Origin of the sequence: Muricauda sp. SCSIO 64092 (assembly GCF_023016285.1) — a bacterium.
GTDB lineage: Bacteria > Bacteroidota > Bacteroidia > Flavobacteriales > Flavobacteriaceae > Croceivirga.
In genome coordinates this window covers 1,546,876-1,559,615 of sequence record NZ_CP095413.1, presented here as the reverse complement: position 1 = coordinate 1,559,615, position 12,740 = coordinate 1,546,876, and the positions used below count along the sequence as shown (strand labels likewise).

The following is a 12,740-nucleotide window of genomic DNA, read 5'->3' as shown; positions in this document are numbered from 1 at the left end:
TTTTTGATCGACACAAAAGTATGGTCCAATTATGACAAGGGTATGTCAGGGGTTGGCATCAGCCATATTGTTTTTTGAAATATTCGTCAAGTGTCATGTTATGGGACTCGAATTGTTCCAAGGTGTTGGATACTTTTTGGATATAATCTATCCGAAAGACCCTAAATTCCTTTCGTAACCTGCAAAATGCCACCAATAACCAATTTTCCTGAGTGCTGTAGAGGGCAAAGGGCTCTATTTTTCGTGTTGTTCGCACTTGTTTGGAAGACAGGTACTCTATTTTCAAAACTTGAAAATTTGTCAATGCCAATTGAATTTGCATGAGGTAACTACTGGATTTTTCGTTTTCGTAGTTGTTCCTAAAATAGACCCTTTCGGTAAGCAGGTGGGCCTTTTCCCTTTGGGGGCCCTTGAGAAGGGCCTTGATCTTTTCAATGGCACTTTTGTACTGTTCCACAAAGGAAATATCCTTGTTCCTGTTTATAAGTTGCTCTGCCGTGATCAGGGCATTGGCCTCACCTTCGGAAAACATCACGGGGGGCAGTGAATAACCATCCATCATACGGTATCCCCTTCCTTCTTCGGTCACTACGGGAACCCCGGATTTTTCCAATGTTCTTATATCCCGGTATATGGTCCGTATACTAACGTTGTGTTTTTCGGCAAGGACTTTGGCCGTTACAATTCGTGAGGATTGCAATTGTGTCAGAATCGCGGTCAATCTGGAAAGTCTCGGTTTATCCTCCATAATAAGGGCACTATTTAGCCTTTGGCACTAAAATAAGGATAAACGAAAAAAGGGTGTTGTTTATGCTTTTGCCATCAATGACTTAAAGAAAACAAACCCAAATCCCAGGAACAACATTAAATGGAAAGGGAACAATCCATAATCATTCAGGGGAATTGCACTGTACATCCCAAAAAGGAAATAGAGCATCATACCAAACTCAATAATCATATTTGGGGACAGTTTCTTGGCCAGGTATTTATTTCCCTTCCAGCTATCTGTCAAATTATTGATATTGAATTTTGGTGTACGCACAAATTCGCTTCGTTTTCCCAAATGGCCTTCCAAAACCGCTATGGAGTTATGAAGGGAGAGGCCAAGGGCCACGGAAAAGAAAGTAAAGAACAATTTGATATAGTCTATAAACTTATCAAATCCACTTCCTTGAATGCTTTTGTACGTAAACCAGTAGCAAAAGAAAAGGATGACCGTGCTAACGATAAAGAAACTGGTAATTTCAAAGACCCAGGCCAGGTGTCCGTATGTATTTTTGATGTAGAGCATGGGAATGCTCAAAAGCGATACCAGGAAGACACATAGGAACATTGAACTGTTCAACAAATGCATTACTCCATGGAATTTGGTTTTGAAATCGATGTTTTTTGCAGTGATGACACTCCAGACCGTTTTCCTAAAATTCTCCGCACCTCCTTTGTTCCATCGGAATTGTTGGGAACGTGCTGCGCTCATGACCACGGGCAGTTCTGCCGGAGTTTCCACATCTTCCAGGTATTTAAACTTCCAGTTTTTCAGCTGGGCACGGTAGCTGAGGTCCAAATCTTCGGTCAAGGTGTCCCCTTCCCAGTTTCCGGCGTCTATAATACAATCCTTTCTCCAAATACCCGCCGTACCGTTGAAGTTTATAAAATGTCCTTTGGAGTTGCGTCCTACCTGCTCCAGGGTGAAATGTGCGTCCAGGGCAAAGGCCTGAATTTTGGTGAGGGTGGAGTAATCACGGTTAATATGCCCCCAACGGGTCTGTACCACTCCAATTTCCGGGTCTTTAAAGTAGGGAACGGTCTTTTTTAGCCAATCGCTTTCGGGCATAAAGTCTGCATCAAAAATGGCCACAAAATCACCTTTGGCACTTTCCAGTCCCTCCTTAAGGGCACCTGCCTTGAATCCCACCCGGTTTTCCCTCCGAATATGTTGGATGTCCAATCCGGTGGCCCGTAATTCCTTGATCCGGGCTGCGGTTTCCACTACGGAGTCATCCGTGGAGTCGTCCAGTACCTGTATTTCGAGTTTGCTTTTCGGATATTCGATTTTGGATATATTCTCCAACAAACGCTCCATAACGTATTCCTCATTGTAAATGGGCAATTGAATGGTAACGTAGGGAATCTCCTTTGGATCCAACAAGTTGAATTTTGGGGCTTCCTCATTTTGTTTTTTATAGGTCAAATAATTCACCAACAAATTCAATTGAGCCAAGCTGTAGAAAAAGATCAGCATGAGAGCAATACTGTAAACTGCAATAATGATATAAGTAATGGTCAATCCTATAATCATTTGATACTGTATTTAAAAATCCAACCCAAAATTTTTACGCCAGCAAATATAGTACCTTTTACGGTTCCTGAAACTTTTGAGACGCCAATTCTTCGTTTATAACGGACAGGTACTTCTTTGTAAGCCAGTTTTTTACGCAGGGCTTTCAGTTGCATTTCCACGGTCCAGCCATAGGTTTTGTCCTGCATATCCAATTCTTTGAGCTTTTCGTATTTAATGGCCCTAAAAGGTCCCAAATCCGTAAATTTTGCCCTAAAAAACAAGCGCATCAAAAAGGTGGCCAGTTGATTGCCAAAAACCTGTTGCGGGGTCATGGAACCAGGTTCCCGAAGTGCTTTTTTTCTTGCGCCGATGACAAAATCCATATTCTCATTTAAAATAGGGTCGACTATTTTTATTAAATCCTCGGGATAATCAGAATAGTCTCCGTCAAGAAATACGATAATATCGGGCTGTTTGGATTGATTCTCGATGTAATGCATTCCACAAAGGCATGCATAACCATACCCTTTTCGGTTTTCCTGCAACAGGGTAGATCCCGCTTCCCTGGCGTTTTGGGCCGTTGCATCCGTTGAGTCGTTATCGACCACTATAATTTCCGAAACCATCTTTGGGATATCGGCAATAACATGGGCAATGGAATCTGCTTCGTTAAAAGCGGGAATGATAACTTTTATATCTGCCATTACAAAGCGGTTTCAACTTTTACAAATTGGCTTAAAAAATGTTTCACACCCATATTTTGTCTTTTTCTTTCGGCGTAGCCCAGCTAGGCAGCTCAAAAAAGCCTTTATCTGGGCACAAAACCATCAATTTTCGCTTCAATCCAAAAAGTTTAAACCAATGCTATTTTAGATCGGAAAGGTTGTTCTCTCTTTTAAAGCTCGCAAAACTAAACCATTCCTTTATCTTTTTTCCGTTCTGGAATTTTTCTGCCGATTTCAATTTTTCATCCACATACTTTAGGCAATACCCGTTCTTTACGCCGTCCTTAAGCTGGCATTTGTGGTTTATTTTTTCATTGCCATCATAAAACAGCCACCAATCCACTTTTTGCCCATTACTCATATGCCCCTGCATTACCAACTTGCCCTCTTTGTCGTAAAAATACCAATAGCCCTCTTTTTGGTCCATTTTGTAATGCCCCTGTTTCATTAGCTTTCCATTGGTATGGAAATATTTCCAAAAATCCTCCTTGGAATTTCCGAGCTTCCATCCTTGTGCCCTTACATTGCCATTATCAAAATAATCCCTATGGTAGGTCTTATTGACCGGGGAGCTTAAAAGGATCAGTAGGATCAGAGCGTAGCGCAGCATTTTATTTTTGGTTCACCAATTTCATTAGATCCACGTCGTTCCCCAATAGGACCTGATTGCTGTCTATTCTACCTTTTAACGGGCCATTTTCCAATTTCAAAACGCCCCTGGGGCAAACCGCGGAACAAATCCCACAGCCCACACAACTGGAACGTACGATATTTTCCCCTTTTTGGGCATAGGCCCTTACATCGATACCCATTTCACAATAGGTGGAGCAATTACCGCAGGAAATACACTGGCCCCCATTTGTGGTGATACGGAACTTGGAGAACAAACGTTGTTGAAAACCCAGTATCGCTGCCATTGGGCATCCAAAACGGCACCATACCCTGTTTCCCAAAACCGGATAGAAACCTGTGCCAATGACTCCGGAGAAAATACTGCCGATCAAAAACGAATAGGATTTACGTAGGGTCCCGGATTTGAACAAGAATACATTACCATCACCGCTATAAAAGTGAAAGCCTATCAAGGCTATTATAATGACAAAATAACCAATGGCACCATAGATGGCATCCTTTTTAAATTGTTCCCTTTTAAACAGCATCACCCAGACAAAAACCGCGGTCAATAAAACGGCGACACCAATTAAAAAAGAACTTTTGGTCAGCCAATATTTACTGGTGTCATTGCCTAAATAAGAGTAGATCACCGCTGTGGTCATTAGCGTAACAAATACCACAACGCTATGGATGACCCAGCGTTCAATATTCCATGCCTTTACCGTTTTGTCACTTAGGTGCCTAAAGGGGTCCCCAGCGGTTTCCGCCAAACCTCCACATCCACATACCCAGGAACAGTACCACCTTTTTCCAAATTTATAGGTCAAAACTGGGCTGATGATAAAAATGGTGGCAATCCCGAAAATAAGCATGGCAAAACCAATATCACCGGAACTTAAAAACCCTTTAATGCGGTACCCTTCAAAATTATAGTAGTTCAGGGGCCACATATTTTTTAAATCATAATAAGGGAGGCTTCCACCATTCAATAAGGAGCTTCCATTAAGCCTGGCCATCAATTCCGGGATGATAAAGGCAAAGGCGGTTTGAAAGAACATAACACTAAAGGTCCGTATCCTTTCGTATCTGTTGTGCCGGTATTTCCAAAGGAACTTAATGCCAAAGGCTAAAATGGCGACCGTATACAAGGTGCCATACACAAACCATTGACTGGCGGGATTGCCACTCAAAGCCTTACTTAAAGGGTCAAATAACCCGATTACCCCTTTATTGTCCCCCTTTGCCACAAGACCCAGGTATTCCGGATAGAAGTATAGCACGATATAGAACCCGGTTAGGGCTATACCGGCTATCCAACCCCAAAAGCCCTGACTTGAAAGGGATTTAAACCAAACGCCATCATTTTTAATTCCAGGGGCTTTGTGCATATAGGCATCCCAGGAGTACCAAACGGCGCCCCCCGTTATGGAAACAAGGGAAATGGTAAGCCAAAGGGATTTGTTCGGAAAATTGATGTTGAAGGCTGCCAAGAGGATAACGGCAAGGCCAAACATCCCTACCAGGGTGGCGATTTTTTGATTTCGACTTAGCATCACAGGGGGTTGGCCAGTAAGGGCCATGCTTCTATCGTATGTACTCATGTGTATCGGTTATGGGTCAAAGGTCAATGGGTAGGCAAAAGGAATGCCCTATTAAACTTTAACGATTCGCTATTAACTAATTTGAAATATTCTTTTAATGCTTTTCTTTTTCGATTTTATGGATTTTCCAAAGTCCGAATTGAATTTGGAAACAATTTTATGTTCATAGTTCGCATAGAACTCAGGGTCGAAATTGGCATCTGCCAAATGCTCCATAACATACTCCACATCCCGTTGCTGGGTCAACCAACGATCAAAAATTTCATGGCGCATACGAATACCGAAGGTGTTTATACCCAAGAACTGTTTGGTTTCCTTGTGGAAGGCAATGGTAACGCATAGGTTCTCTTTATCGTCCCTCCAATGGAAGTGTTGCTCAAATTCTTTCTTTCCCCTTTCGCTAAAGACCCATCCATAGGTTTGGTATTCAATATCCAAAAACTTTGCGGAGTTGAACCAATGCCCTGGTCTGTATTCGATACGATTGCCACAAATGGTCTGCGCTACGGTTTCGCCCATCATTCTTCCCGTATACCAAACTGCCTCAATGGGCCTTCTATTTCCAATGGCCTCATGTTGTTCCGCACAATCACCAATGGCATAGACATCCGCTACATTGGTTTCCAAATAACGATTTACCTTGACCCCCCTGCCGAATTCAATACCGGAAGCCTTCAAGAAATCAATATTGGGGGTCACGCCCGCGGTCAATCCAACCATATCACATGCTATGGTATCCCCTTTGTCCGTGGTTACCGCTTTTACCTTTCCGTTTTCATCGGGAATGATTTCAACCAAATTCGTTGCCAATTGCAGATCAATATGGTGTTCCCGTATGTGTTCATTGATCAACTGGGATTCCCCTTCGGGAAGTACCCCGTTCCAGAAACTGGTCTCGCGGACTAAAAAGGTAACCGGGATGTCCCTACTTCTAAGCATCTCGGCGAGTTCAATACCAATTAATCCGCCACCAACGATTACGGCCCTTTTGCAGGCCTCTTTGTTAGGTGCATTTGTTTCCAACAGGTCCAGGTCCTGTTTGGAGTACAAACCCTGAACCCCATGGAGATCCTGCCCTGGCCAGCCAAACTTGTTGGGCTTGGAACCCGTGGCAATAATCAATTTATGATAATGGAAGGCCCTTGAACCATCCACCAATACTTGTTTGTTGGGGGTATCTACATGGGTTACATAACCGCGTACCAATTCAATTCCATTTTTTTCCCAAAACCAATTTTCATAAGGCTGTATATGTTCAAATTTCATATGTCCCATATACACGTACATGAGTGCCGTTCTTGAAAAGAAATAATCGGTCTCTGCAGAAATAATAATGATGCGTTTGTCGGAAAGTTTACGGATATGTCTTGCTGCGGTAACTCCGGCAATACCATTTCCAATAATAACAATGTTCTCCATTGGGCTGCTATTGGTTGTAAGGGTTGTCGTTTTTAAAGGTATAAACTTTACAGGCTGTTTTTAATTTAGAAAGATTATAAATTTTATATGCCATTGTAAGGTTGGACAGCAACTTTCGAACGTTCAACCTATTGATTTTTAAAAACTTAAAAGTTTCATAAAATTTTAAGGAGGAGTGTAGGTTACGTCGCTTTCGTTCGACAGACGGAAGGAATTGGAATCAACCACAAAAAAATAAAAATGAAAACGACCGCTTTTATAAAATTGGGAATACTCTTTTTAAGCTTTCAAATTGGGAGTGCACAGGATGTGACGGATTTTTTCTCAAAGTCCAATACCTTTTTTACTACTTATGTAAAAAATGGATTGGTTGATTATAAGGCCATACAATCCAATCCCGAATTGCTTCTGGAAGTTTTGGATTTGGGCAAGACCATCTCGATTTCCAAAAGTGATGCCAAAAACTACCAGGCTTTTTGGATAAATGGGTACAACCTTCACGTTATAAAGGGAATTGTGGACAATTACCCGGTAAAGTCCCCCTTGGACATTAAAGGCTTTTTTGACAAGACGAAAAGGGACATTGGGGGGAAACAAATTACGTTGAACGATATTGAAAACAAATTGTTACGGGGAAACTTCCCCCAGGAAGCCCGTTTTCATTTTGTGTTGGTCTGTGCAGGTTTGGGCTGTCCCCCCATCATCAATGAAGCCTATACCCCCGAAAAGTTGGAATCCCAATTGGAACGGCAGACAACTTTGGCCCTGAACAATTCAAACTTTATTAAGACTAAAGGTAGAAAGGTACAGTTGTCCCAGATTTTTGAATGGTACAAAGGGGATTTTACCCAGGGCGGAAAATCTGAAATTGATTATGTAAACCAATTCCGAGAGGAAAAATTGGACACCTCGGCGAAGATAGGTTACTATCCCTATGATTGGTCTTTAAACGAAATTAAATAGTAATAACTAATCCGCTAGAATTTTAAATCATGAAATATTTTAAGTACCATGTAGTAATGGCTGGGCTCCTTTTATCCACATTTACGCTTAGCGCACAGGATACGAATGACCAGGACGATGCCTCCCAAGGGAGTAATATTCAAAATTTGACACCGTCAAAGCTCATTGGAAAAGGACAATGGGACATTAAATGGTTCAATAACCTGTATACCGAAACGGAAGATACGTTCAGCGGTGATATACCAAGGAATGTATTTTTCACCTCCACTTTGGATATTTTTACCGGAGTAGGTCAAAACCGGCGTGTGAATGTAGGGCTGTTGCTGGAATTTAGATCCAACACTGTTGGAGGAAGGGGTTTGTTTGATTTTTTGTCCTTTGATGGTGAAGAAGGTTCAGCAAGGTCTGGCCTCACCTCTTTTGCACCTGCGATTAAGTTTACCCCATTTGCCAGCGTAAATAATTTTTCCATACAAAGTGCATTTTTTATTCCCCTGGTGGATAATGAGACGGAGAATGGAGTGTTCTTGGACCAAGATGGTTTTATATGGCAAAATCGTTTCTTTTATGATTATTCCTTCGCCGAAGGCAAATGGCAATTGTTCTCTGAAATCAACTCTGAGCTCAATTTTGGGGATGAGGCGGATAGCTTTGCCAACAATAGTTTACGACTGACCCCCGGACTCTTTTTAAGTTATTTCCCGAGTTCCAAGTTCACGGTATTGGTCTTGGCACAGCACTCACAATTGCTGGATTTGGGGGGAACCGAATTTTCCCAGGATTTTACGGCCTTGGGGGGCGGATTAAAATACCAAATAACAAAGGAATTGAACATTGAAGGATTGTACACCAACTTTGTAAGGGGTAATGATACGGGTCTTGGAGAAACATTTAACATAGGTTTGAGGGCTGTATTTTAAGGGGTTGTCCCTAAAAAAAGTATTTTAGTCCCAATCGAAGTTTTTATGAAACGATTGGGACTGCTTTTTTTAGGTTTACTCCAACTTACCTGCAGTAGTCAACCGGTTGACAAAATCAATGGAATAAGTTTTGTTGGATCGAGGGAAGAAGTAAACCAGGAACATATAGATCCGGTAATTGCAATACATGCCAATTACGCCGCCGTTATGCCCTTTGGTTTTATTCGAAGTTTGGACAACCCCAATGTAATATTTGATACGGACCGTCAATGGTATGGGGAAACAAGGGCAGGAGCCAAGCAGTATATCCAGCTGCTTCAAAAGAATGGTATAAAGATCATGTTGAAACCACAGATATGGGTATGGCGGGGTGAATTTACCGGGGATATCTTAATGAAAAATGAAAAAGACTGGCAAACATTGGAACAAACGTATAAGGACTTCATTTTAACTTATGCCAAATTGGCCCAGGAAACAAAAACCGCTGTTTACTGTATTGGGACCGAACTGGATGAGTTCATAAAAAACAGACCTGGTTTTTGGAGTACGCTCATAACGGAGATAAGAAAGGTCTACAAAGGAAAATTGACTTATGCGGCCAATTGGGATGAGTATAAACGTACACCCTTTTGGAACGATTTGGATTATATTGGGGTGGATGCCTATTTTCCATTGTCCGAGGCCCGTAATCCAACTCCCGAACAAATGCGGGAAGGCTGGCAAAAATGGAAATCTGCCATGCAAGAGATGTCGGACCACTACCAAACCCCAATCCTATTCACGGAATTTGGTTATCGCAGTATGGATTATACGGCCAAAAAGCCGTGGTTGGTCGATCAAAACCAAATGCAGGTGAATTTGGATGCCCAGGCAAAAGCGCTACAGGTGGTTTTTGATGATTTTTGGAAAGAAGAGTGGTTTGCCGGTGGTTTTGTCTGGAAATGGTTTATCCATCATAAACGCTCGGGAGGATCGGGAGACAATCGCTTTACCCCACAGAACAAACCCGCGGAAAGGGTCATTAAGGAGTTCTATAAAACCGCAATGTGATGCGGAGGACCATTCATTTTTTTTGGGTGCTCTTGATTTGCTCCTGTTCCACTGATGAGCAAAATGATCCAAGCCGTTTTAACTTGGCATCTGCCATTGAAGGAAGGGAAATTGTGAGTTCTAGTGTCATTGCCTGTGCAGGAAACAGTAGGGATGGCCAGCTGGTCAATGTGTACTTTTACCCAAGGCCCGGGGTAACCAATATCCGCTATTTTGAAACGGAAACAATCACCGAAGATCCCAATACTTATGGGAACTATACGGAACAACTGCCTCCTTTGCGGGGGATTTTTAATAATTACCTCCAGTTTTTTGAAGTGGACCCAGAACGTGAAAAGTGGGTAATCATCACCTTTGAAGAGAATGGGGTGGTCCATATTTCCAATCCCATTCGGTTGCGCCATCTCACCCAAATCACGGAGTTTCTACCGGAAAACGTAAGTGTGGACAATAGGGAACAACCCACAATGCCAAAATTCAATTGGGTAGACGGTGTTTTTGGGGATTCCATTATCTATTTTCATGTAGTGTCCACCCAAGATGATGATCTTTTGTCCGGCACCTACACCTTGGAAAGAAACTTCCAATACTACAAATTGGATAATGTGGTGCTCAATATTACACGGGAGATACCACCGGAATTGGAATTGAATGTCCCTTATAATTTTTCGCTTTTGGCAGTAACGGAAGATAACTGGGTCAACCTTTTTTCAGAAATAACATTTAGTTTACAATAGAGGGCTATTAAAATGATTGCGGTCTAGGGATATTGTTTACCTTGTAGTAGTATAGGTTCCCTAAAAAAAAGAAAAGCTATTGGTTCGGGAATTTCACTTTTTTATGGTGTTCTTTTTAGTGTTGACCGGAATGCAGGGACAGGAACCTCTGGTAGCGGACCTTAAAGTACAGGGAAACAAACGTACCAGGACAGCTTTCATTAAAAAGGTTTCCCAGGTAAAACCGGGTCAGGTCTTGGATTCCACAAAAATTCAGATGGATATTGACCGGTTAATTCGATTGCCGTCCATATCACATGCCTATTATCAAGTATTTATGTCCGATGTGGAAGGGTATTACAACGTAATTTATGGTATAGAGGAGAATTTCACGTTAATTCCCTTTGCCAATATATTCACCTCAAATGATGACGAATTCGCCTTTAGGGTTGGATTGCAGGAATTCAACTTTCTGGGCGAGAACATGACCTTGGGTGCATTTTATCAGTACGATGTTTTCCATTCCTATGGATTTAACATTCGGGCTCCATATCTATTCTCCAATAAATGGGGGCTTGCCCTAAATTACCAGAACCTAACTACACAGGAACCGGTCTTTTTGGACAACGGAACTGCAGATTATGAGTACAATAACGAATCCATTGAGCTTTTGGCACTTTTTGAGCCTAATTTTAAAAATCGTTTTGAATTGGGAATCAATCTATTTACCGAGGATTACAATTACCTTTTTGGAGCCACTTCCCCAGATGTCCCACAGGAACTTATGGTGGATAAGTTGTTGTACAAACTCATTTACAATCATGATGGCATTACGTATTATTATCATTATTTGAATGGGTTTCGAAGCGTATTGAACCTTCAGTATGTAGTCAGTACAAGCGATCAACTTCCGGAATTTTGGATTGGGTTCAATGATTTTTCCTACTTCATGAGGGTAGGGAAAAAAGGGAATTGGGCTTCCAGGCTACGATTGGGACTGGCCAGCAATCTGGACACCCCTTTTGCACCTTTTGCGGTGGACAATAATTTGAACATTCGTGGAGTTGGCAACGTTATTGACCGCGGAACCGGTGCCATTGTCATTAATACGGAATACAGACATTCCATTATTGAAAAGGATTGGTTTGTCCTTCAGGGGAACATTTTTATAGATGGGGGAAGTTGGCGGAATCCAGGGGGTGATTTTGGGGACTTTGCCGATGATCAGAACCTCCGCATATATCCAGGAATAGGGATACGGCTTATCCATAAGCGCATTTTCAATGCCATCTTTAGAATAGATTACGGTCATGGCATTACCACCAATGCGACCAGGGGGGTCGTTTTTGGGATAGGTCAATATTTTTAGAATACATTTCATCGATATTTTTTGCATTTCATCGATGAAGCACTATATTTGTTGCCGTCACAGCGATATGATTTTAATGAAACCATTCATTTTAATACTAGTTTTCTCCTGTAGTTTTCTAACAACTGCCCAAACCATTGCGGTAAAGGCAGAAAGTGGTGATGGTATTTTTTCCATATTACGGAAGCAAGGTTTGGATCCGGTTAAATATTATGCGGATTTTGTTCGCCTGAATCTTAATGACTTGAAAAATGGCAGCGAACTCTACCTGGATAGGGAATATATAATCCCGGATGCTCCGGATTCCTTTAAAAAAATGGCTTTGAGCATTTCGGAAGGGATTGATAAGGAATCCCCCATTTTTGATGAAGAGTTGGGTTCCATTTCCCCTAAGAGTGAACGATTAAAAAATGCGGTCATTTATTTGCTGTCCGGTCAGAATGGTGTGAAGGGGTCAAGGGAATTGCAATTTGTACGAAATCAGATCGTACGCAGTGTTGCCCAAAAATTGATGGTGCACGGGGCCAAAGTGTATTTAATAGATGAATTGAAGGACGATGATATTTTATCTTCCCCTTCCGCAATCGAAAATGGTGATACCACTGAAAATGCCATAGCGGACCAAAACCAGATGCAGCATTATGTTGAAATAATAAACAAGCGCTACCTGAAGAATATGGGGAAGTACCAACGAATAGTGGTCATTAACCTGAATAACACGGTAAAGGATAGCAAACATTTTGAGGTTTCCATATTCCATCATGGTAAAAGCCCGGAAAGTGAGCGTTTCGCAAAGAGTTTACAGCACATTTTCAATAAAAACAGCATTGAAAACGAGCAGAAGAATTTTACCGAAGTATTTGCCAATAGCAGCAATCTTTATTTGGTGACCAATGTATTGCCTCCTGTAACTATGATTGATATAGGGGATTCCAGAAATCCCAGTATTGAGGAAAGAATATCGATCAGCTCCCAAGAAAATGTGCTTACCAATATCATTACCAACGGTGTCCTAACGGATTACGCGAATTTATCCCTAGAGAACAACTGATTGATTTGGCTTTAAACTCCAGAAACTCCT

The 12,740-nt window shown here is 41.7% G+C and carries 12 protein-coding genes; 6 read left to right on the top strand and 6 right to left on the bottom strand.

What is annotated here, in order from left to right; genetic code table 11:
* Positions 1–58: 58 nt before the first annotated feature.
* From L0P88_RS06570 to L0P88_RS06545, 6 genes are all read right to left on the bottom strand, one after another.
* On the bottom strand, positions 59–748 hold the full coding sequence (locus L0P88_RS06570; RefSeq protein ID WP_409557712.1) for a helix-turn-helix transcriptional regulator: 690 nt from the start codon (positions 746–748) through the stop codon (positions 59–61).
* A gap of 60 nt (positions 749–808) precedes the next feature.
* On the bottom strand, positions 809–2,293 hold the full coding sequence (locus tag L0P88_RS06565; RefSeq protein WP_158777001.1) for a cellulose synthase family protein: 1,485 nt from the start codon (positions 2,291–2,293) through the stop codon (positions 809–811).
* Positions 2,294–2,295: 2 nt separating this feature from the next.
* Positions 2,296–2,985, bottom strand: coding sequence for a glycosyltransferase family 2 protein (locus L0P88_RS06560; RefSeq protein ID WP_247133807.1), 690 nt, complete (start codon positions 2,983–2,985; stop codon positions 2,296–2,298).
* A 160-nt stretch (positions 2,986–3,145) separates the two neighbouring features.
* Positions 3,146–3,616 (bottom strand): toxin-antitoxin system YwqK family antitoxin, encoded by a 471-nt coding sequence (locus tag L0P88_RS06555; protein ID WP_247133806.1) that lies wholly within the window; start codon positions 3,614–3,616, stop codon positions 3,146–3,148.
* 1 nt (position 3,617) lies between these two features.
* Entirely contained in the window at positions 3,618–5,222 is a 1,605-nt protein-coding gene (locus L0P88_RS06550; RefSeq protein WP_247133805.1) for a 4Fe-4S binding protein, read from the bottom strand.
* Positions 5,223–5,294: 72 nt separating this feature from the next.
* Positions 5,295–6,641, bottom strand: coding sequence for an NAD(P)/FAD-dependent oxidoreductase (locus L0P88_RS06545; protein ID WP_247133804.1), 1,347 nt, complete (start codon positions 6,639–6,641; stop codon positions 5,295–5,297).
* A 240-nt stretch (positions 6,642–6,881) separates the two neighbouring features.
* Here L0P88_RS06545 and L0P88_RS06540 point away from each other — a divergent pair, with 240 nt between their 5' ends.
* The 6 genes from L0P88_RS06540 to L0P88_RS06515 all read left to right on the top strand — a co-directional run bounded on the left by L0P88_RS06540 (position 6,882) and on the right by L0P88_RS06515 (position 12,710).
* A complete protein-coding gene (locus tag L0P88_RS06540; RefSeq protein WP_247133803.1) occupies positions 6,882–7,604 on the top strand; it encodes a DUF547 domain-containing protein in 723 nt (240 codons plus the stop codon).
* 29 nt (positions 7,605–7,633) lie between these two features.
* Complete coding sequence (locus L0P88_RS06535; RefSeq protein ID WP_247133802.1) at positions 7,634–8,524, top strand: hypothetical protein; 891 nt, start codon at positions 7,634–7,636, stop codon at positions 8,522–8,524.
* 45 nt (positions 8,525–8,569) lie between these two features.
* Positions 8,570–9,574 carry a glycoside hydrolase family 113 gene (locus L0P88_RS06530; RefSeq protein ID WP_247133801.1) on the top strand — a complete coding sequence of 335 codons (1,005 nt, stop codon included), beginning with the start codon at positions 8,570–8,572 and terminating at the stop codon, positions 9,572–9,574.
* Positions 9,574–10,311, top strand: a complete 738-nt coding sequence (locus L0P88_RS06525; RefSeq protein WP_247133800.1) for a hypothetical protein — start codon at positions 9,574–9,576, stop codon at positions 10,309–10,311. The genes L0P88_RS06530 and L0P88_RS06525 overlap by 1 nt, the downstream gene beginning before the upstream one ends.
* Before the next feature lie 103 nt (positions 10,312–10,414).
* Positions 10,415–11,659, top strand: coding sequence for a POTRA domain-containing protein (locus tag L0P88_RS06520; protein WP_247133799.1), 1,245 nt, complete (start codon positions 10,415–10,417; stop codon positions 11,657–11,659).
* A 76-nt stretch (positions 11,660–11,735) separates the two neighbouring features.
* Positions 11,736–12,710: a hypothetical protein gene (locus L0P88_RS06515; protein WP_247133798.1), complete on the top strand. Its 975-nt coding sequence runs from the start codon at positions 11,736–11,738 to the stop codon at positions 12,708–12,710.
* Positions 12,711–12,740: the final 30 nt, after the last annotated feature.

Coding starts and splice junctions, on each gene's coding strand:
- L0P88_RS06540 (WP_247133803.1), top strand. CDS start 6,882: ATGAAAACGACCGCTTTTATAAAATTGGGAATACTCTTTTTAAGCTTT.
- L0P88_RS06550 (WP_247133805.1), bottom strand. CDS start 5,222: ATGAGTACATACGATAGAAGCATGGCCCTTACTGGCCAACCCCCTGTG.
- L0P88_RS06535 (WP_247133802.1), top strand. CDS start 7,634: ATGAAATATTTTAAGTACCATGTAGTAATGGCTGGGCTCCTTTTATCC.
- L0P88_RS06530 (WP_247133801.1), top strand. CDS start 8,570: ATGAAACGATTGGGACTGCTTTTTTTAGGTTTACTCCAACTTACCTGC.
- L0P88_RS06515 (WP_247133798.1), top strand. CDS start 11,736: ATGAAACCATTCATTTTAATACTAGTTTTCTCCTGTAGTTTTCTAACA.
- L0P88_RS06545 (WP_247133804.1), bottom strand. CDS start 6,641: ATGGAGAACATTGTTATTATTGGAAATGGTATTGCCGGAGTTACCGCA.
- L0P88_RS06520 (WP_247133799.1), top strand. CDS start 10,415: ATGGTGTTCTTTTTAGTGTTGACCGGAATGCAGGGACAGGAACCTCTG.
- L0P88_RS06525 (WP_247133800.1), top strand. CDS start 9,574: ATGCGGAGGACCATTCATTTTTTTTGGGTGCTCTTGATTTGCTCCTGT.
- L0P88_RS06555 (WP_247133806.1), bottom strand. CDS start 3,616: ATGCTGCGCTACGCTCTGATCCTACTGATCCTTTTAAGCTCCCCGGTC.
- L0P88_RS06570 (WP_409557712.1), bottom strand. CDS start 748: ATGGAGGATAAACCGAGACTTTCCAGATTGACCGCGATTCTGACACAA.
- L0P88_RS06560 (WP_247133807.1), bottom strand. CDS start 2,985: ATGGCAGATATAAAAGTTATCATTCCCGCTTTTAACGAAGCAGATTCC.